The organism is Thalassolituus sp. ST750PaO-4, assembly GCF_020320405.1.
Lineage (GTDB): Bacteria > Pseudomonadota > Gammaproteobacteria > Pseudomonadales > Oceanobacteraceae > Venatoribacter > Venatoribacter alkanivorans.
Genome location: NZ_JABVCB010000005.1, coordinates 415,458 through 440,750 on the forward strand (window position 1 = coordinate 415,458; position 25,293 = coordinate 440,750).

General features: G+C 55.4%; 23 protein-coding genes. 9 read left to right on the plus strand and 14 right to left on the minus strand.

Features of this window, described 5'->3' with window-relative positions:
* The first annotated feature begins 6 nt into the window (after positions 1-6).
* From HUF18_RS04365 to HUF18_RS04390, 6 genes are read left to right on the plus strand one after another with little or no spacing between them, the layout of a single operon-like run.
* A complete protein-coding gene (locus HUF18_RS04365; RefSeq protein ID WP_145467368.1) occupies positions 7-600 on the plus strand; it encodes a cytochrome b/b6 domain-containing protein in 594 nt (197 codons plus the stop codon).
* Positions 593-988, plus strand: a complete 396-nt coding sequence (locus tag HUF18_RS04370; protein ID WP_225691264.1) for a DUF1924 domain-containing protein — start codon at positions 593-595, stop codon at positions 986-988. Before HUF18_RS04365 ends, HUF18_RS04370 begins: the two co-directional genes overlap by 8 nt.
* 15 nt (positions 989-1,003) lie before the next feature.
* Entirely contained in the window at positions 1,004-1,609 is a 606-nt protein-coding gene (locus tag HUF18_RS04375; RefSeq protein WP_225691265.1) for a diheme cytochrome c, read from the plus strand.
* On the plus strand, positions 1,563-1,862 hold the full coding sequence (locus tag HUF18_RS04380) for a PepSY domain-containing protein (protein WP_225691266.1): 300 nt from the start codon (positions 1,563-1,565) through the stop codon (positions 1,860-1,862). The genes HUF18_RS04375 and HUF18_RS04380 overlap by 47 nt, the downstream gene beginning before the upstream one ends.
* A 12-nt stretch (positions 1,863-1,874) precedes the next feature.
* Positions 1,875-2,546: a response regulator transcription factor gene (locus HUF18_RS04385; protein ID WP_225691267.1), complete on the plus strand. Its 672-nt coding sequence runs from the start codon at positions 1,875-1,877 to the stop codon at positions 2,544-2,546.
* On the plus strand, positions 2,543-3,886 hold the full coding sequence (locus HUF18_RS04390; protein ID WP_225691268.1) for a sensor histidine kinase: 1,344 nt from the start codon (positions 2,543-2,545) through the stop codon (positions 3,884-3,886). The genes HUF18_RS04385 and HUF18_RS04390 overlap by 4 nt, the downstream gene beginning before the upstream one ends.
* Here HUF18_RS04390 and HUF18_RS04395 read toward each other — a convergent pair.
* From HUF18_RS04395 to HUF18_RS04405, 3 genes are all read right to left on the minus strand, one after another.
* On the minus strand, positions 3,852-4,838 hold the full coding sequence (locus tag HUF18_RS04395; RefSeq protein ID WP_225691269.1) for an L-threonylcarbamoyladenylate synthase: 987 nt from the start codon (positions 4,836-4,838) through the stop codon (positions 3,852-3,854). The genes HUF18_RS04390 and HUF18_RS04395 overlap by 35 nt on opposite strands.
* A 188-nt stretch (positions 4,839-5,026) precedes the next feature.
* A complete protein-coding gene (locus HUF18_RS04400) occupies positions 5,027-7,441 on the minus strand; it encodes a YbcC family protein (protein ID WP_225691270.1) in 2,415 nt (804 codons plus the stop codon).
* Complete coding sequence (locus HUF18_RS04405) at positions 7,438-9,060, minus strand: NADH-quinone oxidoreductase subunit L (RefSeq protein ID WP_225691271.1); 1,623 nt, start codon at positions 9,058-9,060, stop codon at positions 7,438-7,440. Before HUF18_RS04405 ends, HUF18_RS04400 begins: the two co-directional genes overlap by 4 nt.
* Positions 9,061-9,169: 109 nt before the next feature.
* Here HUF18_RS04405 and HUF18_RS04410 point away from each other — a divergent pair, with 109 nt between their 5' ends.
* On the plus strand, positions 9,170-10,057 hold the full coding sequence (locus HUF18_RS04410; protein ID WP_145467352.1) for a LysR family transcriptional regulator: 888 nt from the start codon (positions 9,170-9,172) through the stop codon (positions 10,055-10,057).
* 41 nt (positions 10,058-10,098) lie between these two features.
* Here HUF18_RS04410 and HUF18_RS04415 read toward each other — a convergent pair whose 3' ends face one another.
* The 6 genes from HUF18_RS04415 to HUF18_RS04440 all read right to left on the minus strand — a co-directional run bounded on the left by HUF18_RS04415 (position 10,099) and on the right by HUF18_RS04440 (position 18,447).
* The gene (locus HUF18_RS04415) at positions 10,099-10,332 is read right to left on the minus strand and encodes a hypothetical protein (protein WP_145467350.1); all 234 of its coding nucleotides are present in this window, start codon (positions 10,330-10,332) and stop codon (positions 10,099-10,101) included.
* A 108-nt stretch (positions 10,333-10,440) separates the two neighbouring features.
* Complete coding sequence (locus tag HUF18_RS04420; RefSeq protein WP_225691272.1) at positions 10,441-10,728, minus strand: helix-turn-helix domain-containing protein; 288 nt, start codon at positions 10,726-10,728, stop codon at positions 10,441-10,443.
* The gene (locus HUF18_RS04425) at positions 10,725-12,116 is read right to left on the minus strand and encodes a type II toxin-antitoxin system HipA family toxin (RefSeq protein WP_225691273.1); all 1,392 of its coding nucleotides are present in this window, start codon (positions 12,114-12,116) and stop codon (positions 10,725-10,727) included. Before HUF18_RS04425 ends, HUF18_RS04420 begins: the two co-directional genes overlap by 4 nt.
* Positions 12,117-12,299: 183 nt before the next feature.
* Positions 12,300-15,128: a KAP family NTPase gene (locus HUF18_RS04430; protein WP_225691274.1), complete on the minus strand. Its 2,829-nt coding sequence runs from the start codon at positions 15,126-15,128 to the stop codon at positions 12,300-12,302.
* Positions 15,129-15,337: 209 nt separating this feature from the next.
* A complete protein-coding gene (gene mnmG, locus HUF18_RS04435; protein WP_225691275.1) occupies positions 15,338-17,236 on the minus strand; it encodes a tRNA uridine-5-carboxymethylaminomethyl(34) synthesis enzyme MnmG in 1,899 nt (632 codons plus the stop codon).
* A gap of 380 nt (positions 17,237-17,616) precedes the next feature.
* On the minus strand, positions 17,617-18,447 hold the full coding sequence (locus HUF18_RS04440) for a hypothetical protein (RefSeq protein WP_225691276.1): 831 nt from the start codon (positions 18,445-18,447) through the stop codon (positions 17,617-17,619).
* A gap of 219 nt (positions 18,448-18,666) precedes the next feature.
* Between HUF18_RS04440 and HUF18_RS04445 the strand changes: the two genes are divergently transcribed.
* Positions 18,667-19,335, plus strand: coding sequence for a cupin domain-containing protein (locus HUF18_RS04445; RefSeq protein WP_225691277.1), 669 nt, complete (start codon positions 18,667-18,669; stop codon positions 19,333-19,335).
* Positions 19,336-19,815: 480 nt separating this feature from the next.
* The gene (locus HUF18_RS04450) at positions 19,816-20,667 is read left to right on the plus strand and encodes a metal-dependent hydrolase (protein ID WP_225691278.1); all 852 of its coding nucleotides are present in this window, start codon (positions 19,816-19,818) and stop codon (positions 20,665-20,667) included.
* A gap of 124 nt (positions 20,668-20,791) precedes the next feature.
* Here the strand turns inward: HUF18_RS04450 and mnmE are convergent, their stop codons facing one another.
* From mnmE to rpmH, 5 genes are all read right to left on the minus strand, one after another.
* Positions 20,792-22,186 (minus strand): tRNA uridine-5-carboxymethylaminomethyl(34) synthesis GTPase MnmE, encoded by a 1,395-nt coding sequence (mnmE, locus tag HUF18_RS04455; protein ID WP_225691279.1) that lies wholly within the window; start codon positions 22,184-22,186, stop codon positions 20,792-20,794.
* A 180-nt stretch (positions 22,187-22,366) separates the two neighbouring features.
* Positions 22,367-24,019: a membrane protein insertase YidC gene (yidC, locus tag HUF18_RS04460; RefSeq protein ID WP_225691280.1), complete on the minus strand. Its 1,653-nt coding sequence runs from the start codon at positions 24,017-24,019 to the stop codon at positions 22,367-22,369.
* A 2-nt stretch (positions 24,020-24,021) separates the two neighbouring features.
* The gene (gene yidD / locus HUF18_RS04465; RefSeq protein ID WP_145467335.1) at positions 24,022-24,318 is read right to left on the minus strand and encodes a membrane protein insertion efficiency factor YidD; all 297 of its coding nucleotides are present in this window, start codon (positions 24,316-24,318) and stop codon (positions 24,022-24,024) included.
* On the minus strand, positions 24,266-24,670 hold the full coding sequence (rnpA, locus tag HUF18_RS04470; RefSeq protein ID WP_145468098.1) for a ribonuclease P protein component: 405 nt from the start codon (positions 24,668-24,670) through the stop codon (positions 24,266-24,268). Before rnpA ends, yidD begins: the two co-directional genes overlap by 53 nt.
* Before the next feature lie 32 nt (positions 24,671-24,702).
* A complete protein-coding gene (gene rpmH, locus HUF18_RS04475; protein ID WP_145467333.1) occupies positions 24,703-24,837 on the minus strand; it encodes a 50S ribosomal protein L34 in 135 nt (44 codons plus the stop codon).
* Positions 24,838-25,293: the final 456 nt, after the last annotated feature.

Below are 25,293 nucleotides of genomic sequence, written 5' to 3' on the forward strand. Positions count from 1 at the left end.
GTCGTTATGACACACACAATCAAAGTCTGGGACCCGCTGGTGCGTATCTTCCACTGGTCGCTGGTGCTGTTTTTCTTTATCGCTTATCTGAGTGAAGACGAGTTTGAAACCCTGCATGTCTGGGCTGGTTACAGCGTGGCTGCGCTGGTTGCCTTTCGCCTGCTGTGGGGGCTGATCGGCACACGCCATGCGCGCTTCAGCGACTTTGTGCAATCGCCACGGGGAGTCTGGAATTATCTGGTCGCTATTCCGGCCGGTAAGGCGCGCCGCTATATCGGCCACAATCCGGCCGGTGGTGCCATGGTTATCGCCCTGCTGCTGGCGCTGACCGGCACTGTGGTATTCGGTATGGCAACGCTGGGGGCGGATGAAAACGCCGGACCATTAGCAGGCACCTGGCTGGCCTCTTTTAACGAACACACGCTGAAAGAAATCCACGAATTCTTCGCCAACAGCACACTGGCGCTGGTCTTCCTGCACGTTGCCGGGGTGCTGTTCAGCAGCCTGCATCATCGCGAAAACCTGGTGCGCTCGATGATTCACGGTCGCAAAGAAGCACGTGCTGACGACACCGACGGCCGGGGAGATCAGCATGAATAACCTGACCCGCCGCGCACTGAGTGCGGCTCTTTTTACCTTAAGCCTGCTCGCCACCAGCCTCAGCTATGCCGGTGCCAGCGCCCAGCTGCAGGTCCTGCAGGCTGGCGGAGCCGGGCCATTCTCAGCCGCCGCCGGCGAGGCCCTGTGGCTGCAGGACAACAACGGACGCAGTTGCGCCAGCTGCCACGGACGCGATCCGTCTCAGCCCGGCAAACATCAGAAAACCGGCAAGCCCATTGAGCCTATGACAGTGCACGCCAACCCGGAGCGCTTTACCGATGCCGCCAAAACAGAGAAGTGGTTCCTGCGCAACTGCCGCTGGACGCTGGGACGCGAATGCAGCACTCAGGAAAAAGGCGATGTCATTACCTGGCTCAGCCAGCCATAAAGAAGGAGAAAGATGATGAGTAACCTTAACGCCCTGCGTACTTCTCTCAACGCCCTGCGTTTTGCCACCGGCACACTGCTGCTGGGCAGCGCCCTGACCCTTGGTATTTACGGCCTGAGCACTCTGAATAATCAATCCCTCGCGGATGACGACGATGATGAGCACAGTGAATACCGGCCGCGCCCTGAACAACCCGGCACAGATACCGCCGCAACACAGCAATACAAACAAGAATGTGGCAGCTGCCATCTGCCTTATCCGGCCAAGCTGCTGCCGGCACGCAGCTGGCAGGCGATGATGGCCAGCCTTGATAATCACTTCGGTGACGATGCCTCGCTGAGTGCCGCCACTCAGGCAGAGATTCTGGCTTACCTGAGTGCTCATAGCGCCGGCAATCACACACGCTACCTGAAAGGCATCAGCGACAGCGATACTCCTCAGCGTATCACCGAACTGCCATACTTCAGACGTAAGCACCGGGAAGTACCGGAACGCATGGTCAGCGGCAATCCGCAGGTCGGTTCATTCAGTCAATGCGACAGCTGCCATAAAGATGCCGCACAGGGGAAATTCAATGAACATTCGGTGGTTATTCCTGGCTTTGGCCGTTGGGATGATTAATCCGGTCTTTGCCGGAAAACACCCCGACCAGACCCAGATCAGGGCCTGGGTAGAGCAGGGTGAGATACTGTCCCTTGAAGCCATTCTGCAACGGCATCCGCTTGGCGGTGAACTGCTGGATGCCGAAGTGGAATGGGAAGACAGTGTGCTGGTGTACGAACTCAAATGGCTCGATAGCCACGGACAGCGACATGAAACCTATATCGACGCCCGCAGCGGTGTCTGGCTGGAGGATGAACGCGATGACGACTGAGGCCCGGCCGCTGTGAAGCTGCTGTTGATCGAAGATGACCAGCAACTGACCGATGCCCTGCAGCCGTTGCTGCGCGAAGCCGGTTACGCGGTAGAGGTCAGCCACGATGGCATTGATGGTGAGTTTCTCGGCAATGAGTTGCAGCCGGATCTGATCGTGCTCGATCTCGGTCTGCCGGGTAAAAACGGTCTGGACGTGCTGCGCAGCTGGCGCAGTGCCGGTAACCGCACGCCGGTACTGGTACTGACCGCACGTGACGCCTGGCATGAACGGGTCGACGGTCTCAAAGCCGGCGCCGACGATTACCTCGGCAAACCGTTCCACAGCCAGGAATTACTCGCCCGGCTGGAAGCCATCGCCCGCCGGCATGGCGGCCAGGCCAGTAACGCCCTGAGCTGGCGCGGTGTGACACTGGATACCGAACGCCAGCAGGCCAGCGCGGCTGATGGCCGCACCATCGAGCTGACCGCGATTGAATTCCGCCTGCTGCGCTACCTGATGCAGCACCCAAAGGATGTGCACTCCAAAACCCGCCTCAGCGAACACGTTTACGAAGAAGAGCAGCAGAAAGACAGTAATGTGATTGAGGTCTACATCAACCGCCTGCGTCAGTACTTCGGTAAAGACTTTATCGAAACCCGCCGCGGGCAGGGCTACCAGCTGGCGGCGGACAGACAAGCATGATTTCACTGCAGCACCAGCTGCGCCGCCAGTGGCTGCTGACCCTGTTACTGCTGATGCTGCCGCTGCTGTGGCTGGCCGACTATGGCGTGCGCCAGCTAACCACCCATACCGTGCTCAGCCGTCTGCAACACGATGCCGACGGCCTGATTGCCGCCCTGACACAGGACGCTCAGGGTAACTGGCAGGTGGATGACAGCCGTCTGGGCACACTCTATCAGCGTGTCTACTCCGGCCATTATTTTGCCATCCGCGACCAGCGGGGCACCGACCTGCGCAGCCGCTCGCTGTGGGATAAAGAGCCGCCTGCCATTCAGCTGGCCAGCGGCGTTGTCCGGCACTGGCAGCAACCCGGCATTCAGGGTGACAGGCTGGATGAGCAATGGCTCAGTCAGGCGCAGGGCATCCGCGTACAGAATCACGACTTTACCCTGTGGGTGGCGGAAGACATTGCCCCCTTGCAGAGCGAACTGAACCGCTACCGTCTGGCGGCACTGGCCTTGCTGGTCTTCGCCCTGCTGACCCTGATGCTGATCCAGCGCCGCCAGCTGAGCCGCGCCTTTGCCCGTCTGGAGCCATTACAGCAGCAGCTGCGCGAACTGCGTTTTGGTGAGCGCGACGGCCTGAATGCCGCCGCCGGTCATTACCCGCAGGAAGTGCAGCCGCTGGCTGAAGAAATCGACCGCCTGCTCAGTCTGTTGCAGCAGCGGGTCAGCCGTTCGCGCAATGCGCTGGGTAATCTTGCCCACGAAATGAAACGCCCGCTGCAACAGCTGCAGCTGCTGGCAGAACAGCTCGATCCACAACATCAGCAACAACAGCGCGAAGCTCTGCAGCGCCTGCGGCAGCTGGTCGAGCGCGAACTGAAACGCGCCAGAATCGTTGGCATGTCATCCCCCGGCCGGCAAACCCGGCTGAGCGAAGACCTGCCGCCATTGCTGCAGGTGCTGCAGCAGCTGTACCCGCAGGCCAGCATCCGCGCACAGTTCGACCACAGCGCGGTGTTGCCGCAGGATCGTGACGATATGCTGGAGCTGCTCGGCAATCTGCTCGATAACGCCTGCAAATACGCTGCCGGTGAGATTCTGCTGAGCGTTCGCCATGAAGATAAAGAGTGGCTGATCAGCGTCTGTGATCAGGGACCGGGCATTGCCGCAGAAGCGCGCCAGCAACTGCTGCTGCGCGGTACGCGGCTGGATGAAGCCGGGGCCGGAGGCAGCGGCCTCGGGCTGGCGATGGTCAGCGATATTGTCAGCAGCTATGGCGGCAGCCTGCAGCTGCAGGCCAATCAGCCACAGGGGCTGTGCGTTATTGTGACGCTGCCCGCGACAGCCGGTCGTTAACCGCCAGCCAGTCTTCGGTACCCGGCGGTTGCTCCAGCCAGAGCTGGCGATAACCCAGATGGTCGGCTTCGTGCAATGTCTGATACAGCGTCTGCGCAAAGGCGGGCGCATTATCAGGCAGAATCAGCGCCCGCTCACGGCCACAGGCCAGGCCAATCAGACGCGGAGACCACAGCAGCAGGCCGGTGTCATCGCCAACTCCGTCTTTTATCCGCTCGGCCAGTTCGTCACTGCTGTACAGCTTCAGCGGAGTACGCGGCTGATAATGCGCCTGCACGTTACCCGGCACGGCTTCGTTGTGTTGCTGCGGTACCTCAACCGGCTGCCCCAGCACCTGTTCTATGGCAATGCGGCTGATCGGCCCGGCGCGCAGGATACGGATGCCCTGCTCTGGCTGAGTCAGATCGACAATGGTCGATTCCAGTCCGAATTCACAGGCACCACCATCCAATACCGCGGCAATGCGGCCATCCAGTCCGGCCATCACCTGCGCCGCCGAGGTCGGGCTTAATGCCTTGTAAGGGTTCGCCGAAGGGGCAGCCACACCGCTGCCGAGCTGGCGCAGTAACGCCTGCAACAGCGGATGCGCCGGGACACGCAGGCCAATGCTGGGCAGACCACCGGTTACTTCTTCAGGTACATCCGCCGCTTTGGGCAGCAGTAAGGTCAGCGGGCCGGGCCAGAATGCCTGCGCCAGCTGCCAGGCTTGCGGCGGCACACTGGCCGCCCACTGCGGCAGTTGTTCTGCACTGGCCAGATGGACAATCAGCGGATGATTGGCCGGGCGGCCCTTGGCGGCAAAAATAGCGCGCACCGCCGCCGCATTGCGGGCATCGGCGGCCAGGCCGTAAACGGTTTCGGTCGGTACGGCCACGCATTCGCCATCCTGTAATAACTGCACGGCGCGTTGCAGGCCGCTGTCGCTGAGGCCATCAAGCCATTCTGTTTTCATAATCGGTCATCGTCTTCAGGGGTTACAGCACGGGCAATCGAACGGATCGGCCAGTGCGCTAACCGGATATGTCTGGGTAAAGCCGCAGGCACAATGTGCCGTGCGGCGCTGAATTTTATGTGCCGTGCGGCGCTGAATTTTATGAGTCGGTGCACCGCAGCAATGAGACTTCGCAGAGCCCGAGGGTATCAGCCACAAGCAGGCTCCTGCCATGCACCCTGATACAGACGTGCGGCCACGCCGTTATCATCCAGCCGGAACAGGTACAGCCAGTCGTTATCCACCAGCTGGCGAACACTTTCATGGCGGGCAACGATGGCGGCGATGGCCTCTTCCGGCGCCTGTATGTAGACACTCAGCCGCAGTGGCTCATGCATCCACTGCTTACCATCGTGCACTGACTGCAGCGGCAGGCCGATGCGCAGATCACCGCCGTTGCCTTCAAATACGCCGAGATTCCCCCCCACCACGTTGTGCAGCACTTTGTTGCCACTGCCGTACTTCAGCGGATCGGTGACCGAGGCGTTGTACTGCATATTGATCCAGTGGGTCACCACCATCGGCGCGGTCATAATCAGTTCCAGCACGCTGAAGGCGCTGTCGTCCTGCCAGACATAATCGTGCAGGAAGGTACGGCCGCTGAAGTTCAGGCCACGGCTGCGGCGGCGCGGCGCGACAATAAAGGCGCTGTTGCCCGCCAGACCCCATTCGGGCCGTACTTCTGACCAGTCGAGGGCGCGCTGACGCAGGGCCGCATCCAGCTGCTGCGGCTGGTTAAGCAGTGCGCTGTCGGCCAGACCCAGCACCACAGCACGCTCCCGCTGAGCCAGAATGCCGGCATCAGCGAGCCACTGCGCAGCCATATCCGTCACCTTGCCGAAGCAATGGATATGGTCGGTGGTGGTGTTATGCAGCGCCGCCACAAAACGGGTGCTGTGCGGAATGATGCGGCCACGGTCAGCCAGCACCTTGCGCACCGCTTCGTCGTTCAGCAGTTGTGCCAGCACCTGCACGTTCACCGCACCGGTCTGACCGCCACAGGCCCCGCAATCCAGCCCGGCGGCATGGGGGTTGTTGGTGGTATGACTGCCATGACCGACCAGCAGCACTTCGCCCGCCAGCCGTTTAAGGCTCATGGCCTGCATAATATTGCCGGCCAGATCGGCTTTTTCGCTCAGGGTCAGCGGCCGCTCGCCATTCCACAAGGTCCACTGGCCGCTGACAGCCAGATCATTGACCGGGTGTTCCTCAGCCTGCAGGCCGAAGGTTTTACGCAGCAGCTTGGCGGCGTAGCTCAGGCCCGCCGCTTCAACCATGCTGAACGCGGAGGCCGCACCACGGCTGAAGTCATGCCAGGCGGCGTCTTTCTGCTGCTGCGCCCTTCTGGCAAAACCCAGCGCCTGGGCTTCATGTCCGCCTTCGCTGACGCGCAGACCAGCGGCCAGTAATCCCGGCAACTGTGGCCGCTTAAGATCGGTGCCCACCGGGGTATAAGCCAGCGGCAGACCAAAGAAACCGGCAAATCCCAATGTCTGGATATCTGCGCTCTGGGCCTCCAGCGCGCGCCGCATCACTTCAGAACGCACATCAATACAGAATACGGCTTGCAGTTTTGGCTGCGGCGAGGTGGCCAGCGGCTTCTGCGCCAGTATCTGCATCTCCTGCTGCTGGCGGGCAATTTCGGCAGCGCGCTGCCATACCCACAGCGGTTTCTGGGCCAGCCGTTGCTGCTCAATCAGCATGCTCAGTTGCGGTAACTGGCTGTACCACTGCTGCTGCAGTTGCTGTGCAGCCTGCTTGTGGCGCAGCTGCCAGTGACGCCACAGCGCCAGCTCCCAACCGAGACGGATGGCGATCAGCTGCGGCAGGGCATCGTCGCTTGCGCCCTCCAGCCGCGACTGCCAGCGCTCATAGGCAAACCAGGAAGCCCAGCCATTAATATCAAGCAGCAGGGCATGGCAGTAAGCTTCAATCTGCGCGACATGAGTGAGCCCAAGCTCATCCAGCGCGATCAGGGTCAGCGCCTGCGGGTCATCCGGCAGCTCACGGAAGGTTTTGGTCAGCCCGGGTTCGCCCATCAGAATGGCAATACCGCGGTCGGCGCGGATCTGCTTTACCCAGCTCAGGTACAGGTTGTGTGCCGACTGATGGTCCGGCTGCTGACAAAAAGCAGCGCAGAACTGGCTGATCTGATGGCTGATTTCATCGCGCCAGGCCATCTGGTGCTGACGGTCACGGGTACTGTCGAGCAGGTCTGACACATTGTGCCAGTGGGCTTCTGCTCCCGGCTGTTTCAGCGCCTGCAGCAGGCTGGCGCTGTCTTGTTCCACACCAAGCTCAGCAGCGGCCAGTTGCAGATGAGCATCGGTGATACGGCTGCGCTGCCACTGCCGGACGTAATACTCTTCCGGCATCAGACAGTGCATCCGGCCCAGCGCTTCCAGACGGGCGGCGGCAGCGGTAAATGGCTGATCGCGCAGCTCCCACAAAGGGTTTACCGCGATTAACTGATCCAGCGGCCAGGTCGGCGCCACGCGGTTTCCGGCGGCCTCAACCGCTGCCAGACGTGCAGAACATTGTGCTGATACAGTCAATGTGCTCATAACAGTTGCTCCTTCCGGCCGCTGGCCAGTACGTGTTTTGCCCCCTGATGTGGCGCTAACTGCTTGGGGTTGGCCCGTACCGGCAGGCGTGCAGGCCACAGACGCAGGGTGATACGGGTAAACCATTCATCCAGATACAGGCCGGCAAACAGGGCCAGCGATAAGCGCTGCACCAGCGGCCAGTGGGCGCGGTAACGCAGCAGCCACCAGACAGAGAACAGCAGCAGAAACAGGGCGCTTACCCACAGATCTGCGGCACTGAACCACTGCACTCGCAGCACCTCCGGCAGATTGCCGGTCAGCGGCTGCAGCAGGATTTTCAGCAGGCTATAAGCCAGTACCAGTCCTGTCGCCAGCAACAGTGACCAGCCTCCCGGAACACGCTGGGCCAGCAGCACAGTCAGCGCCAGAGTCAGCAACAACCAGCCACTGACGGGTTGAATGCCGGTATGCAACTGAGCACTCAACTGAACACTGAACCACCAGGCGGCTGCCACCAGACCAGCCGCCGTCAGCATGGCCAGCAACCAGCGACGCGCCGCCGCTGGCGGAGCAATCAGCAGTGACTGCTGCACATGCTGCTGTACCGCCGAGCCGGAGCTTAAGAACGCCCAGGCTTTATAAGCCGAGTGTGCCAGCAGATGCAGTAATGCCAGCTCCACCATGCCCAGTGCACACTCGATCAGCATCAGACCCATCTGCGCACTGGTCGACCAGGCCAGCCGTACCTTGATGCTGATGCGGGTGGTCATAATCAGCGCCGCCAGTACCGTCGTCAGACCGGCCACCACCAGCACCAGCCACTGCGCTGCGGCCACCTGTAAAAACAGCGGGGCAAACAGAATCAGCAGAAAGCCGCCAAGATTAATCACCCCGGCATGCAGCAGTGCGGATACCGGCGTCGGCGCTTCCACCACCTGAATCAGCCAGCCATGTACCGGCAGCTGCGCACATTTGATCAGCGCGGTCAGGGCAATGAGTACGGCGGCAACCTGCTCATTCAGGCTGAGGGCTGCTGGCGCCTGATAAGCACTGATAATGGCGTCGATATTGGCCGTGCCGTGCTGTTGCCAGAGCAGGTAAAAGGCAACCAGCAGAGAAATTTCCGCCAGCCGTGCCAGCAGGAATTTTTTATGCGCCGCCAGCGCCGCGCGCGGACGTTCAGGGTAGAACATCAGCAACTGATGCAGCGCCAGACTGATGGCAATCCAGCCCAGGGCAAACAACAGCAAATGATTGCTGATAAACACCAGCGCCACCGCCGCCAGGGTCAGCAACAGCCAGCGCAGATAACGGCCAAAACCCGGATCGGCGGCCAGATAACGGCGTGAGAATTTCACCACCACCAGTGCCATCACGCTGAGCAGCAGTAACAGCGTCAGGCGCAACGGCTGATCACTCAGCCAGTGCAGACCGGCATCCGGCAACAGCAGTGCCAGTGCGATTGCGCTCAGGGTTAACAGGGTAATGGCCTGCGCCGCACGCCAGGCAAAACGCCAGCGCTGGTCGTCACTGAAGCTAAAGCGCCGGGTCTGCAGACCGGCAGGAACAGCGGCCAGAATCAGTGTCAGCGGGATCGCCGCCAGCACGATGGCCATCAGCAGAGAGGAAATACTCATGGTACGCAACCTCTGTTATGGGTTCAGGTGCGCGCAGTATCTGCGCACTGGTTGCTATAGGTAAAATAGATATAAACTCACATTTCATTCACTTTTAGAGAACAATCAGATGAGCCGCCTCAATTATCATCATCTGCATTATTTCTGGCGCGTCGCCACACTGGGCAACCTGACCGAAGCGGCGCGTCAGCTGCATGTGTCGCAATCGGCGCTGTCGGCGCAGATCCGTGCACTGGAAGAAAGCATGGATACCCAGCTGTTTGAGCGCAGCGGCCGCCGCCTGCGGCTGACCGCCACCGGCCAGCGGGTGCTGGGTTATGCCAATGATATTTTCAGTCGCGGTGAAGAGCTGGAGTCACTGTTGCGCCATGGGATTGAGCCGGAATATCAGCAGCTGCGGATCGGCGTGTTATCGACCATGTCGCGTAACTTTATCGAGGGCTTTATCGCGCCGCTGATCAGCCAGCCGAAAGTGCGTTTCAGCCTGCATGCGCGCGGTATGGACAACCTGCTGAACGGTCTCGCCACCCATCAGTTCGACCTGATTCTGACCAACAGCAACGTCGCCGCAGAGGGGCCGGAAACCCTGTGGCAAAGCCAGTTACTGGCGCGCCAGCCACTGGCTGTGGTCGGGCCGCCAGAGCAAAAACCAGCGGCTGAATTCCCGCAGGGGTATGAAGGCCGGCGCTGGGTTTTACCGGCCAGCGGTACCGAGCTGCGCAGCGCCTTTGATGGCTTCTGCAGCCGCTGGAATTACGAACCGGACGTCCAGGCCGAGGCCGACGATATGGCGATGCTGCGTCTGCTGGCACGTGACACCGGCGCGCTGACCGTACTGCCAACCGTGGTAGTAAAAGATGAGATTGCGCAGGGCACACTGCAGGAGTTTATGACCCTGCCCAACGTGTTCGAGAGCTTTTATGCGGTAACGGTGAAACGCCAGTTTGTCTCACCGGTGCTCACCGGGTTGCTGGGGCAGCAAAATCTGCGCAGCTGATCTGTCCAGTTTGATCTGTGCAGGCTGGCTGCCGCAGAACATCAGCAGCCGCGGGTAACGACAAACTCATCCTTACTGAGATTGCGCTGCTCAAAATTCAGGTGGTACTGCACCTGATGCAGAATGTCTTTTTCGGTGCGCCGTGCCGCCAGGCGGGTCAGCAGCTGAGTGAACAGAATATCTTCCAGATACGGGCCATTGATTTCATGATTCTGTACCGCTGCGTCATCCAGCAACTGCAGTAAAAAATCGATCACCTGTTGTTCGCCACTCATAACACGACTCCATTTATGTGTTTTAAGAAACCTCGGAATGGCCCAGTGTGGCAGCAGAAACAAAAACGGGCTTGATTCGTATCAAGCCCGTGCGGGTTAAAAGTGACGTTATGGGTACAAACGCGCTAACCCCAGTTTTAAACCAAATAATTTCAGTACCTGATTTACAGTCTGCAGAGTTGGATTACCTTCATCGGATTCCAGCGCTGCCAGAGTGCGGCGGGAAACACCGCAAAGCTCGGCAAAATCGGCCTGATTCAGACCCGCTACATACTTGCGCAGTATTTTAAGGGCGGCCCCCAAAGAGAGTTCACCTGCAAAAACGCCGCGTTCAACAAACGACAGCAGTTCTGTTCTGCTCATCGCTTTAAGCTGCTGTGCCGCTGGTATCATCATGGCAGCAGCCCCCAGTATTTCAGACGTTGTTCTGTTCCCTTAAGGTTAAGTTTTCCTGTTCGTTGCTGCAGAACCGGTAATGGCACCCGGTACTCTTCAGCCAGACGAGGCAAAGCCACTAACTGTTTCGCTAAGGCTGTTAATGTGCGCCAGAGGTCGTCGGCCGTAACGCCATAACCAACCTGGGACGCCTCTTCACAGATATCACGCCAGTTAAATTCGCCCCCCAGTTCGTTGGCCTGCGACCAGCGGCTGGTACGGGTAATGCCAGACTCATCCAGTACCATAGGTGCAAGGTCATAGACCGGGGCAAGCTGAAGACGATTATTCAGCCGGAGCACAGAAGTGTTGCGGCCATGATTGTCGCTATTACCCAGAACCACGTTTAACAGATCACGGCGCACATATTCCGCCACCAGTTCAGGAACTTCAGCCTGCTGACCATGACCAGCCCAGGCAGATACCAGACAGCGCAGATACTCCGTATGCGCAATGCTGGCTCCCGGTTCAACCGAGCCGACCAGTGAATACAATGACTCAACCCCGATGCGGTCAACCGCAGATGGTGTGATCCTCCGGTCAAAACGCGGCAGCCACAGGCTTGGCCGGGAGACGGCATTTTCAGTAGAAACAGGGAAAAAAAAATGTTCTCCTTTACTACCTGTTAAAGGCCAGGGGGAGCGGCAAATAGTGTCAAACCCCAGGCGGCTGGCGATCTGGTAATACGCAGCCTCGGTTTCCAGAATCAGTAAATCACTGTCCAGCGGACGATGATTGTGGGAGCTTTGCCGGGGAAACTTAACCAGAAAGAACTCATCGGCCAGATCATCCGGCAGCGTGGCATCCGGATAGTACAAACCGTCTTTGCCCCTCGTCAGCAGAAACTTAGGCGCTTCTCCGCCGGCACCACTGGCCCCCCCCACTGTCGCACCGCACTCCCGGGCGTAATCAAGAAACCCGGTATCACGGCTGAGCACGTCAGCGATGGGGAAACCACGCGCAGGAGGTATATCAACCGGGCAGGATTCTTTTATACGCATATTGCCGACCGGCGCTCTGGCACCCTGTTGCAGCAGCATAAAATCATGGCTGGGGTGTTCCGGATTGACCAGATTCAGCCGTTGCCCCCAATAACGGCGCGCGGCCCCCATGGGCAGAATATCCAGCAAGAATGCTGGCCAGTGTTCGCACTCATGGGGAAAGAAATCCAGCGGATAGCGCAGGCTGACCAGCGCAGCCGGATTATTCTGGTAGCGGGCGACATAGGCCGCGTCATACTCCAGAGTAACCGGCCCGGAGCGACCGGCGGCCGGTTCGTGGAACCAGAGCGAGCAGGCTTTCTGCCACTGACCGGCGATACAGGTTTCCAGCGTTAATGTGTCTGCCATAAGAGCCGACCTGATATGTGCAATTTAGTGCACCATTTTTACGCCGAAAGGCAATAAAATGCAATATTCTGCACAAAAACTGAGGTCCGACTATTTTTTGTGCAATTTATTGCACAAAAGTATCGCAAACGATCAATCAACTCCGGGTCAGGAGGGCTAAGCGCCCTATGCGGGTAAGGATGGTTACTTATCCTGCGGCTGTGAATTATCAGTGTTCTTGGCATCCGGCAAGACCCGCAGCAGTTCCTGCCAGGCGTTTAGTTTGGTGCCAGTAAGAACTTTAACCTCTAACCAATGCGCGATGATGTACGTAATCCTCTCTAGATTTATAGAGTCTCGCTGCGTAAACTCAGTGAGAATTAGAGGTTCGTTCTCAAGCCTTTCACCTATTACCATAAGAAAGGAGCGGCATACCTCGAGTAGGGTTTCTTTACCGATGATATGTTCGGCTTTTTCTAAAGCTGGCAGCAGCAAAATGTACTCATACTGCAACTCATAGGTTCCAGCATCATTCTCTTTAAATGCCTTTGCCATGCTGTTAGAAAACTCGCGGGTAAACACACTTTTTGCCACCGTATTGATAACCCGCAAAGCAAAATCACGTTCTTTTCCCCAGGAAATAAAGGTAAGAATCCGCAACAGATAGCTATATTGCTCCTGTTTAGCTAGATTTTTTAACGCATTGGTTAGTGTGCTCTGAAGCTTATCGGCATGACTTTCACCGCCACTGGCGTCAAAATTCATCACCCTAAAGCAAAGCCGGATCAGTAGATTAAGAACACCATTCATAGTACTGGCATAACGCTGATCGGCCAGAACGATGGCGCGATGGGAAAACCGATATAATTCAGTAACTGAAGAAAAATACTTCTCCGTCATCGATATCAGCAGATTTTCAAAGATCACCAGATGATGGGATGACGATAAGGCGAAGTTCAGACAAGCTGCCAGTGCTTGTGGATCACCACTCTTAGATGAGGCTTTTATATAATTTCCCAGGAACTCCTGATCGCTACTGGCGTAGCCTTTAACAACGCCTATATCCACTACCTTACGGTATTTTTCAAATACGTCTTCCGACACTCCTTCCTTGTCGATAACAGGCTGACAAATAGACGATCTGCATGGATGGCCTGGAGCTAAATCCCCATTAAGGAGATAAAACGCTATCAAATCCGAATCGCCGTAGGAGGCATCCGCAGTGGTTTCAGCGTCTGAATCCACAGGCGTTTTCGGTTTCTTGCTGGTTCCTGCCAGAAAAGGATTATCACCTGAACCGTTTAAGTCCTTCTCGGTGAATTTATCCATCCCATCTCTTATCGATCCCTCGTCATTCGCTGTACAGTACAACAACAGATCAAACAGATTGACTTCACCTTTCAGTTCATCCAGCCAGCGTTGATACATATCACGCAATACATGCTTAAGCCGGCGTGGATTGGAAAGAATGTTTGTGAGTGCCATCAGCACTTTATTTTCGTTAGATTCCTTACTAAAGATTGCCGACTTACCATTACCTGACTGTATTCCGAATGCACTTTTAACCGCTTCAATTTTTCCTTGCGCATCACCTGGCAATAAAAAATCTTTACTCAGATAGGGAATAATCAATGACTCACCATTCCTTCGTCCGCTTAACGCACTGTCCAGACACAGGGCCATAAACCGGATGAGAAGCTCGGGAGAAATAAAAGTCGCCACTCGTTCTCTGTAATCAGCAATTCGGTACAGCAATTCTTTATCCAGACGTGCTTCATCGGCGCTGAAGATAAAATCAATATGGTTAAGGTTTTTGCTTTGCTGAAGTTTGTCCAATATCGCTGCAATAATATTAATGAAATGTTCACGCTCTTCATTGCGGTCCACATTCTCTATCACCAACAACAGTCTGCGGTTATGCACCTTAAGCAGACTATCCAGCTTACCTATGACCTGTTCCGGCGTATCCGGGCGCAGCCAGATATCCAGCAATTGCCACCAGTGACTGCTGCCATACAAGGCACTGGCGAAAGACTCTGGCAGGCTCGCCAGACTGGTCACTTCAATCTGCTGACCGACATCATGAAGAATCTGCTCAATAAGTTGAGCGGCAAGTTCTTGCGGCTTGCCCGACCGTTGCCAGCAGTCAAAGCGCGATACAATCCACTCCGGGCCTAATTTCTTTTCCAGTAAATTAACAATGGTTGTTTTACCTGAACCAAACTCCCCCAGCAGAATCTGGCCTTTGCTCCGCTGTGACTTCTTGCCTGTGGTCTGTTCGGTGCGTACCAGCATACGTTCGACATAAGGTTCTCGGTCAAAGAAATCCAGCGTCTTTTCGCCCTCTTCCTTTCGTAGCCATTGCTCAAACTGGCTATCACTGCATGTCAGTAAATTGAGTGCTTCTGTTGATCTGGATTTTTCTGTTTCAGCAGCCAAAGTTCTGACGTGGTATGCCGTCCGCACAGCAAGGATAAAAGCATAAATCAGGAAGAAAATGCTCAGCCCATCACCGCCCAAAACAGGCAAATGACGCGTCTCTTTTTCTTCGATCAATACCGGAAGTTGCAGTGCATCACTGGAAATAACCAGCAGACTGCTACCGCCTGGAGCGGATGTCCCATCAAAGGTCGACAGCAATAGCAGAATGCCTGTAACCACGCTGACATGCAGCGTTGGGTAGCGCACAAAGGTTTGGATATCGATGCAATAAACGGATTGGCGTTTGCGCGGAAAACGGATAAAAAATTTGTCCTGCAATGCCAGCACCAGCAATACCGCCACCAGGCTCCAGGTACCCTGCAACAGCACATAGAGGGTTGGCTTATCAGTCAATAAACGCTCCGGGCGCAGGTACGACAGCCACGGCCACAGCAGATACACCACCACAGCGCCCAGCCAGCCGTAGAAAACGAGCGTTGTCCAACGCAGTACGCTGATATGCCATTCAGGCTCACTATTAAACGTAAATACCCGGGATTCTGTAAGGCGTGATACAGCGCGCTGCAGGCAGCTGAGGAGATGGCGTAGCATCGGCTATTCCTTTAGTCACGATATTGGCCAAGGCACTGATGCTTAGCCGGATAAAATTGAGTCTTTGCACAATATACAGCAGCGACAGCCTGAGCAATGGCATCAGGTGCGGCATTGGGCGGATGAAGCCCTTAACAGGGCAAACCATATGCGGTCCGTATTTTCCTGTTCGGGCAGCATATGGTTCAGGGGTCAGCAGTAACTAAGCATCACGCACTCAGCTTGTTTACCGCATTTTTCTTTTTCAGATGAATCAGAATCTGGCTGATAGCCGCCGGGGTAATACCGGAAATACGTGAAGCCACGCCAAGGGTTTCCGGGCGCAGGGTATTCAGCTTCTGCTTCACTTCGTTCGACAGGCCGCCCATGGCGTCGTAGTCGAGGTCGGCCGGCAGTTTGGTGTTTTCATAGCGGCGCAGCTGTTCAATTTCATCAAGCTGGCGGGCGATGTAGCCGTCGTACTTGGCCTGAATCTCAACCTGCTCGGCGACCTGCGGATCAGCCACCGGCTCACCTTTCAGACCAGCCACATCGTTGTATTCCAGACCCGGACGTTTGAGCAGATCGTGCAGGCTGTATTCGCGCACAAACTTGCTTTCGCCTTTGGCTTCCAGCGCGGCGGCTTCGGCGCTGCCCGGCTGCACCCAGGTGGTTTTCAGGCGCTGCGCTTCCTGCTCGATGCTTTCGCGCTTGGTGCTGAACGCGGCCCAGCGCTCGTCATCGACCAGACCCAGCTCACGGCCCACTTCGGTCAGGCGCAGATCGGCGTTGTCTTCACGCAGCACTAAACGGTATTCGGCGCGGCTGGTGAACATACGGTACGGCTCTTTGGTACCCATGGTGATCAGGTCATCGACCAGTACGCCGATATACGAATGATCACGGCGCGGTACCCAGGCGTCTTTTTCCAGCGCGCGCAGGGCGGCGTTGGTACCGGCCAGCAGGCCCTGGGCACCGGCTTCTTCGTAACCTGTGGTGCCGTTGATCTGGCCGGCGAAGAACAGGTTGTTAACGAATTTGGTTTCGAGGCTGTGCTTCAGATCCTGTGGATTGAAGTAGTCGTACTCGATGGCGTAACCCGGGCGGGTGACGTGGGCATTTTCAAAACCACGGATGCTGTGGATAAGATCCAGCTGTACGTCGAACGGCAGACTGGTGGAGATACCGTTCGGGTAGAGTTCGTTGCTGTTCAGACCTTCCGGCTCAACAAACACCTGATGGCTGGTTTTATCAGCGAAGCGGGTGATCTTGTCTTCGATCGACGGGCAGTAACGTGGGCCGATCCCTTCGATCACACCGGCATACATCGGCGAGCGGTCAAGGTTATTACGGATAATCTCGTGGGTGCGCTCATTGGTGTGGGTGATGTAGCAGTTTACCTGCTCAGGGTGTTCGTCCACCGAACCCATAAAGGACATCACCGGCAGCGGCGCATCGCCGGGCTGCACCTGCATCACGGAGAAGTCGACACTGCGCGCATCGATACGCGCCGGCGTACCGGTTTTCAGGCGGCCAACGTTAAACGGCATTTCGCGCAGACGCTTGGACAGCGCAATCGACGGCGGGTCACCGGCACGGCCACCGCTGTGGTTTTCCATACCGATGTGGATAAGTCCGCCAAGGAAAGTACCGGCGGTCAGCACCACACTGGTGGCGTGAATGCGCATATTGGTGTTGGTGACTACGCCACAGACGGTGGAGCCAACGCCGTCGCCCTGTACGATCAGGTCGTCACAGGCGGCCTGGAAGATATCCAGATTGGGCTGGTTTTCCACAATATGACGAATCGCCGAGCGGTACAGCGCGCGGTCGGCCTGAGCGCGGGTTGCACGCACCGCCGGGCCTTTACGGCTGTTAAGAATGCGGAACTGGATACCGGCTTTGTCGGTGGCGCGCGCCATGGCGCCGCCCAGTGCGTCGATTTCTTTAACCAGGTGGCTTTTGCCAATCCCGCCGATGGCCGGGTTACATGACATCACACCGACGGTGTCGGTGTTGTGGGTCAGCAGCAGGGTTTTGCAGCCGGTACGCGCCGCGGCCAGCGCCGCCTCGGTACCGGCATGGCCACCGCCAACCACAATGACGTCATAACGCACGGGATAATCCACAAGCCACCTCAGAATTGTTCGTTTAACAGGAATCGGGAAAAAAGGGCGCGCAGTATACCAGCCTTGTGCGGCCAGCGGCAGTAGGCTGAGTAAAATTTAACCAATGGTTTTATACACTTTATCCACATCGGAAAAAAGACTGTTAGCCATTTTTAGTCACTGCTGTGATTTTTTAATTTAATTCCTTAAAAAACAAAGTATTAGTGAGTGTATAAAGCTGTTGATAATTGTGGGTAACTTTATCCTCAGAATAAATAAGGAAAACTGTTCATGCTGAGATCCCAGCTTATGCGGATCTTTATTACGCGTTATCCAGAAGGTTATACACAGGAAGGGGGAAGGAATAACGGCCACTGCAGGCAGCAGCAGCCGTTAACCGCTCAGAGCGTGGTTGTATCCGTCGTTGTGTCTGTTGTATCGGTAGGGGTTTCCACAGGTGTGCTGCTGACCGGCGCGGTAAAGGTCATAAACAACAGGTCGGTATCTTTGCGCAGGTACAACTCCAGCGAGCCATCGCTGTTGATCACGGCATAGCCACTGGCGTTGGTTTCGTTAAATGCCGGGCAGTTTTTGCGCTCGCGCAGGGTAACGGCGTAGAGGGCATCGTTTTTATCCAGCAAGGTGATATCGCCTTCGAAGGTGCAGCCACTGCTGTCGGTGCTGATGCCTTTAAACGAAGCCTTGCTGCTTAATGGCTCAACATAGAATTCATAACCGGTGGCCGTCCACTTGCCCGCCAGCAAACTCAGGGCAGAGTTATTCGGCCAGGTGCCATCATCGGTCAGCACAAAACTGCCGGTGCCGATGGCGTTTTCAAAGTCACCGACCAGCTGTGGTGAAGCTTCCACGGTGTACAGCAGGCCATTGAGGCTGTAATCCTGATTCAGGCCATCGGCCACATACTGTTTGGCGGCGGTATCATTCTGCGACAGGGTATAACCCGTCAGCGCCAGTGTGGCGGTGCGGTTATCGTTATTCAGCAATGCTGTGCCGTAGTAACCACGGCTTTCATCCAGACCGTAAACGTTGCCGTTATAAATAAGCACCCGCAGGCTGCCTGCCTGATCAAACTGGCCGTCCCATAAACCATTCAGGGCCAGAGTCGGATCACTGACGGTCACTCCCTGTTCGTTGGTGATCTTGTCTTTGTCTTCTTCTGCAATACATCCCACCAGTAAGGTGGCGGCTATCGCCAGAGTTGCTGCGCGCACGGAGTTCTCCTGCCTGAAAGTGATACCTGTAAAGATAGCAATCGGCGGGAAATCCGCTCTCTTTAACCCGCGATCCGATAAAAATACGCATTGTCTGCCGCTTTACCGGATAGTCAGCCGGATTTGCGGCTTGGGCCACCACGGCGGAGAGGAATACAATCGTCGGCTATCAACCTGCAGCCCTGCTTTTTCATCAACGAAATACTGTCCGGAGATCCCATGAGCGCCCAACCAACTTTTGAGCCCATCAATATGGATCGCAGCAAAGTGGTGGTTATCCGCCAGGGCGATCAGCCCTGGCTCAGCGCACCGCAGGCACCGATAGAACGTTTCCCGCTGGAACGTGAAGCTCCGGAGCATGGTCAGGTAACCAGTCTGGTACGCTACCTGCCCGGCGCACGTTTTCCGCAGCATACTCACCCGCTGGGCGAAGAAATTTATGTGCTCGAAGGCGTGTTCAGCGATGAATCCGGCGATTACCCGGCCGGCAGTTATCTGCGCAATCCACCGGGTTCTGCCCATGCACCGTTTTCCGAGCAGGGTTGTCTGATTTTTGTAAAACTTAATCAGTTTGCTGAAACCGACACTGAAACCGTGCGCATCCGCCCCGAAGATCAGCAATGGCGGCCGGGTATTGGCGGCCTGACCGTATGCCCGCTGCATGAACATCTGGGAGCCAGTACGGCATTGGTGCGCTGGCCTGCTGGAGAGGTATTCCAACCGCACCGCCACTGGGGTGGGGAGGAAATTCTGGTAATTTCCGGCTGCTTTAAAGACGAGCACGGTGAATATCCGCAGCATACCTGGCTGCGCAGTCCGCACTTAAGCCAGCACCATCCTTTTGTTGATGAAGAGACGCTGATATTGGTGAAAGTCGGTCATCTCTGAGTAATTACAACAATCCGCCTGCTCTGCCTGCAGGCGGTGATCGAAAGCCACCTGCAGTCACCACCGCACCCGATAATTGTCGTCCGATCACCTGTCAGCGCTGGCCTGATGCGCCTATCCTGTTACGCATAATGAGAATAACGTACCGGTTAATAGTTTGCGGTCTGCTTACCGCACTTAACATTGGGCTAGGGCCTGTTAACACTAATTGAATCAGGCCTGCTGAGAGCCAGTTTTTCTCAGAACAAGGAGTGAGGAGTGATATTAGCGGGCTAAATGAATGACGAACGACGACGTTAATGGGGAAAAATGGCCTCAGCCCGAAGGGTTATGGCTAAAAATTCCTCATCCAGCGTTGCTGTTCGTTCGCTTAACCCGTTAGGCCACACTCTCAGCGCCTTGTCTGAGAAATTTTTAGCCGATAACAGGCTCGTTTAATTAGTGTTAACAGGCCCTAGGTACATCATCTGCGAGGCGTTTATGAACAGCAAACTGCAAAAAGCTCAGGCCATCAGTTCTTCTATGGAAATTCCCGGCCGTAAAATGGAATTTGAATTCGACCTCGATGACATTCCCAAATACTGGTATGGCGACGATGTTTTTAAATCGACGTTCATGAACGCGCTTTCCTGCCTGTTCCCGGAAGGTGAGCGCATGTTTATGGATGCCGTGCGTGATAATCAGCACAAAATCAGCGACCCGCAATTACTGCAGCAGATTAAAGGCTTTATTAAACAGGAAGCCATTCACGGCCATGAACATGCGCAGTACAACGACTACCTGAAAAAATGGCATTACCCAATCGACAAAATCATGGCCTTTGAAAAGAAAGAAAAGGTCTGGATGAAAAAATGGCTGCCGCGTAAACACCGCCTGGCAGTTACCTGTGCGCTGGAACATTTTACCGCCATTATGGCGCACCAGGTTCTGACCAACCCGGAATCAACCGAAGGCATGCACCCGCAATTTAAAGAAATGTGGCGCTGGCATGCGATTGAGGAAACCGAACATAAAGCCGTGGCTTACGATGTGTACCAACAGGCAGTTGGCAGTTACTGGCTGCGGGTTCTGACCATGATTAATGTCACCATTCTTTTCTGTCTGCGCACGTCGATTATTCAGGCGATTTTCCTGTGGAAAGACGGCCAGTTATTTAACCCGAAAGTCTGGTGGAAAGGGTTCCGGTTCTACTTCCTGAAGCCAGGGTTAGTACCAACCATCTGGCGTGATTATCTGGATTATTTCCGCCGCGATTTTCACCCATGGATGCACGATAACCGTGAGCTGCTGGGCGAATGGGAAGCGGAACAGCAGAAATATAAAACCGTTTGATCCGCTCATTTCAGGCTGTTTAACGGGCATAAAAAAACCGCGAATATCGCGGTTTTTTTATGCCTGAAAACGATTACCAGAGTGCTCAGAAACCTTGCTCACCCGGCTTGTCACTCATGGCTGATTATTTCCCAATACAGAAGCTGCCGAAAATCTCGCCCAGCAGATCATCGGCGGTGAAAGCACCGGTAATTTCGTTCAGCGCATGCTGCGCCATACGCAGATCTTCGGCCAGCAGCTCACCGGCGGCCATGCCTTCCAGTTGCTGGCGACCAAAATCGAGAGCCTGCTGCGCGCGGTTAAGAGCATCGATATGACGGCGGCGGGCAAGGAAACCTCCTTCGGCAGCGGCATCAAACCCCATAATCTGTTTCAGGTGTTCGCGCAGCACATCGACACCGGCATTCTGTTTCGCTGATAAGGTAATTACCGGGAAACGGCCGTCGTTATTCAGACCAATGGTCTCTGTGGATAAATCTGCTTTGTTGCGGATAACGGTTAAGCGGCCGTTATTTAACAGATCGGTCGCGGCGTCCTGCAACCCGCGCTCGTCGTACAGGGCGTGCAGTAATTTCTCTGCATCGGTTTCGTTGGTGGTGCTGTCGACCATTAGTAATACGCGGTCGGCTTTGCTGATTTCGTCCCAGGCGCGCTGAATACCAATGCGCTCAACTTCGTCCGGCGCATCACGCAGACCGGCGGTGTCAATGATGTGCAGCGGCATACCGTCGATGTGGATATGTTCTTTTAATACGTCGCGCGTGGTGCCGGCAATATCGGTAACGATGGCACGCTCCTGACCGGCGAGTGCATTCAGCAGCGACGATTTACCGGCATTCGGCCGTCCGGCAATCACCACGTTCATACCTTCACGCAGCAGCGCGCCTTGTCCGGCTTCGCGCAGAACCGCTTTCAGCTCCGCATCCACGGCGTCGAGCATGGCGGCTACTTTGCCGTCGGAGAGAAAATCGATTTCTTCTTCGGGAAAATCGATGGCGGCTTCGACATAAATACGCAGCTGAATTAACTGGTCGAGCAGGCTGTGTACTTTGTTGGAAAACTCGCCCTGTAATGAACGCAGTGCACAGCGTGCGGCCTGCTCAGAGGCGGAGTCGATTAAATCGGCAATGGCTTCGGCCTGGGCCAGATCCATTTTGTCGTTTAAGAAAGCGCGCTCGGAAAATTCACCCGGGCGCGCCAGACGACAACCCAGCGCCACCACTTCTTTCAGCAACAGATCAAGCACCACCGGGCCACCATGACCCTGCAGTTCGAGTACGTCTTCACCGGTAAAAGAATTCGGGTTGGGGAAGAACAGGGCGATGCCTTCATCCAGCACCGTACCGTCAGCCGCTTTAAACGGCCCGTAGTGGGCATAACGGGGTTTGGGCTCTATGCTGAGTACGGCCTGGGCCACGGTTAACGCCAGCGCGCCGGATACGCGGATAATGCCAACCCCGCCACGCCCCGGTGCAGTGGCTACGGCAGCAATGGTGTCGTTGTGGATAAGGTTGCTCATCGCGGATTCCTGAAATCTGGGCGCCGTTTTAAATACAGCGGTTTGGCTTGCGCGAATTGTACCTGAGTTAACCCGGAGGATGCAGACAATCAAAAGCCGCCGCAGCTGTTTTGAATTTTGTACGTTTGGACGGCAGGCAATAAAAAAGGCGCCGAAGCGCCTTTTTAAGATTCCTGCAGATCAGCTGTTTTCGATCTGTTTGGTAATCACATACTGCTGACTGATCGACAGGATGTTGTTCACTACCCAGTACAGTACCAGACCGGCCGGGAACCACAGGAAGAACACGGTAAAGATCACCGGCATAAACTGCATAACACGCGCTTGCATCGGGTCCGGCGGTGTTGGGTTCAGCTTCATCTGAATAAACATAGAAGCACCCATGATTAATGGCAGGATGAAGTAAGGGTCCATCACCGACATATCTTTAATCCACAGGAAGAACGGTGCCTGACGCAGTTCCACAGATTCCATCAGTACCCAGTACAACGCGATAAATACCGGCATCTGCACCAGAATCGGCAGACAGCCGCCCAGCGGATTGATCTTCTCTTCTTTGTAGAGCTTCATCATTTCCTGGCCGAGCTTTTCACGGTTATCACCGTATTTTTCTTTAATTTCCTGCATCTTCGGCGCTACTTTGCGCATGTTCGCCATCGAGCGGTAAGAAGTGGCAGACAGCTTAAAGAATGCGGCTTTAATCAGTACAGTCAGCAGAATAATGGCCACACCCCAGTTGCCCACCAGACCGTGGAAGAAACTCAGCAACCAGAACAGCGGCTGGGCAATCCACCATAACCAGCCGTAATCGACAGTCAGATCCAGATGGTCTGCAATTTCGGCCAGACGATCCTGCACTTTAGGACCGACATACAGGCTGGCACCCACTTCAGCGGTTTCACCGGCGGCAACAACCGTAGGCGCATCGTAGAAACCAAAAATGTAGTTTCCTTTAACCGCACGGCCGTTGTAGGTGTGCTGCACATCTTTTGCTGGTACCCAGGCAGCGAGGAAGTAGTGCTGCAGGATTGCGGCCCAGCCACCTTGCTCGACTTTTTTGTACTGGCCGTCTTCCAGATCGGAGAAGGTTACTTTTTCGTAGCGGTTTTCTTTAGTGGTCAGAGCTGCGCCTAAGTAAGCCGCCATGCCCATCTGCGAACCGGCCGACGGGTCAACCGAGTTATCACGCTTCAGCTGCGCGTAGAAAACACCCTGCCAGGCTTCGGCCGAGGTATTTTTGATGCGGAAGTTAACATCCATCAGGTAATCACCACGACGGAAGGTGAATACTTTTTCTACCGTTGCTTTCTCAGTCTGAGTGGTCAGCACCACGCTCAGCTCATCCTGGCCATCCGCCAGCTTATACTGAGTGGCATCCGCGCTGTACAGCGCAGGACCCTGAGCATCCACACCGTCTTTACCCAGCAGACCACTCTGAGCCACATAGGTACGGCGCTGGTTGCGCTCCATTAATACAAAAGGAACGTCTTTCTGATCAACCGCTGCCGGATATTCAGGCAACAGTACTTCAACGATTTCACCACCACGTGGGTCAATCACCAGACGCAGTACGTCGGTATCTACGCGAATCAGTTCAGCCGATGGCTGCGCCTTGGCTTCTGTGCTGACAACCGGAGCATCAACCGCTGGTTGCTCAGCCAGCTCGTCGGCACTGGCGGTGGTTACCGGAGCGTCCTGGTTTTCAGCAACCGGGGTTGCTTCAATCGGCGCTGTTACCTGATTTTTCTGACCGTAGTCATCATTCCAGGCGAGGATAAGAAAATAGCTACTGACAATCAGGCCAAGAAATATGACCGTACGGCGGATATCCATGATTAGGGTTTCCGTTGACAACAATTGGAGGAATGGTTGGGTAAATCGGGTACCGGATCCACACCGTGGGAACCCCATGGGTGACACCGGAGCAACCGTTTGAGCGCAAGATAACCGCCGCGCACAGCACCATATCGACGAACAGCTTCATCGGCATAGGCAGAGCAGGTGGGGTAATAGCGACAACGACTGGGAATAAGGGGACTGAGAGCGTAACGATAGAAAGCAATCAGGGACAGCAACACCTTAGCGCCGGGATGCGCGGCGGTTTTTTCGGCTGCCGTTTGCTTGTCTGTCATTGGAAGGACGCTTTAATCTGAACCAAAGGCCGTCAATCATCTCACGAATTTGCTGGTTGTCCAGTTCGGCAAGACCAGAGCGGGCAAGTAAAACAAAATCCAGCGACGCCATCTCATGCTGATGATGCCGGAACGATTCGCGAACCAGACGTTTAATCCGGTTGCGGTCTACAGCCCGTTTGATCTGCTTTTTGGCCAGAACGAATCCGATCCTGGCCTGGTCCTGCTCATTCGGAGTTGCCAGCACCAACAGGTGAGGCGAACTACCGCGTAATTCTGTCTTGTCGAAAACCCGTTTGAACTCCACCGGCTTGAGTAAGCGGGCACGGCGGGGAAATCCGAATTCCGGCATCGACGGCAAACTACGCAGCGTCAGACGGTCGATTAAGCAGTCAGTACGTGACGGCCTTTAGCACGACGACGAGCCAGAACAGCACGGCCGTTTTTAGTAGCCATACGGGCACGGAAACCGTGAGTACGCTTACGTTTCAATACGCTTGGTTGGAAAGTACGTTTCATAACACTGTCACCCAGTTAAGTGAAAAGGGTCTAATTTTTAAGGGCGGCAATTGTATGAGAAAGAATCAGCAATAGCAATGGTGATTTTATGTGCAGTTTCAGAACTTACTCAAACCGGTTTTTCCTGTTCACACGAAAAGATTTTTATACCTGTTATGTTATGTGAAAGAAGAGAAGGAGTAGTTCGTTATTTTTATTCTTAGTCACGCCAATATCTGTGGATAATCATAAAAAATCCTTTAAAAACAAGTATTTACGTAAAGCATAAGTGGTGTGTTTAACTGCGCTTAAGTTATGCACTAGCTGCCGGTAAGTGAGGTATGGAATGTGTGTGGAATCGACAGAAAAATTCCGGACAAGGTTATCCAGAAAACTATCCGCATGCTTTAGTCCTGTTTATCCACAGGGTTTAAGGAAGCGTGGAAAATTATCATAACTTCTGTGGATAACCACCGC

Bases quoted from the DNA above. Each gene is read 5' to 3' on its own strand.
- HUF18_RS04405 (WP_225691271.1), bottom strand. From the start codon at position 9,060: ATGAGTATTTCCTCTCTGCTGATGGCCATCGTGCTGGCGGCGATCCCG.
- HUF18_RS04415 (WP_145467350.1), bottom strand. From the start codon at position 10,332: ATGAGTGGCGAACAACAGGTGATCGATTTTTTACTGCAGTTGCTGGAT.
- yidD (WP_145467335.1), bottom strand. From the start codon at position 24,318: ATGACAGACAAGCAAACGGCAGCCGAAAAAACCGCCGCGCATCCCGGC.
- yidC (WP_225691280.1), bottom strand. From the start codon at position 24,019: ATGGATATCCGCCGTACGGTCATATTTCTTGGCCTGATTGTCAGTAGC.
- HUF18_RS04425 (WP_225691273.1), bottom strand. From the start codon at position 12,116: ATGGCAGACACATTAACGCTGGAAACCTGTATCGCCGGTCAGTGGCAG.
- HUF18_RS04370 (WP_225691264.1), top strand. From the start codon at position 593: ATGAATAACCTGACCCGCCGCGCACTGAGTGCGGCTCTTTTTACCTTA.
- HUF18_RS04430 (WP_225691274.1), bottom strand. From the start codon at position 15,128: ATGCTACGCCATCTCCTCAGCTGCCTGCAGCGCGCTGTATCACGCCTT.
- HUF18_RS04420 (WP_225691272.1), bottom strand. From the start codon at position 10,728: ATGATGATACCAGCGGCACAGCAGCTTAAAGCGATGAGCAGAACAGAA.
- HUF18_RS04450 (WP_225691278.1), top strand. From the start codon at position 19,816: ATGAACAGCAAACTGCAAAAAGCTCAGGCCATCAGTTCTTCTATGGAA.
- rpmH (WP_145467333.1), bottom strand. From the start codon at position 24,837: ATGAAACGTACTTTCCAACCAAGCGTATTGAAACGTAAGCGTACTCAC.
- HUF18_RS04400 (WP_225691270.1), bottom strand. From the start codon at position 7,441: ATGAGCACATTGACTGTATCAGCACAATGTTCTGCACGTCTGGCAGCG.
- HUF18_RS04390 (WP_225691268.1), top strand. From the start codon at position 2,543: ATGATTTCACTGCAGCACCAGCTGCGCCGCCAGTGGCTGCTGACCCTG.
- HUF18_RS04410 (WP_145467352.1), top strand. From the start codon at position 9,170: ATGAGCCGCCTCAATTATCATCATCTGCATTATTTCTGGCGCGTCGCC.
- HUF18_RS04380 (WP_225691266.1), top strand. From the start codon at position 1,563: ATGAACATTCGGTGGTTATTCCTGGCTTTGGCCGTTGGGATGATTAAT.
- rnpA (WP_145468098.1), bottom strand. From the start codon at position 24,670: ATGCCGGAATTCGGATTTCCCCGCCGTGCCCGCTTACTCAAGCCGGTG.
- HUF18_RS04375 (WP_225691265.1), top strand. From the start codon at position 1,004: ATGAGTAACCTTAACGCCCTGCGTACTTCTCTCAACGCCCTGCGTTTT.
- HUF18_RS04365 (WP_145467368.1), top strand. From the start codon at position 7: ATGACACACACAATCAAAGTCTGGGACCCGCTGGTGCGTATCTTCCAC.
- HUF18_RS04395 (WP_225691269.1), bottom strand. From the start codon at position 4,838: ATGAAAACAGAATGGCTTGATGGCCTCAGCGACAGCGGCCTGCAACGC.
- HUF18_RS04445 (WP_225691277.1), top strand. From the start codon at position 18,667: ATGAGCGCCCAACCAACTTTTGAGCCCATCAATATGGATCGCAGCAAA.
- mnmE (WP_225691279.1), bottom strand. From the start codon at position 22,186: ATGAGCAACCTTATCCACAACGACACCATTGCTGCCGTAGCCACTGCA.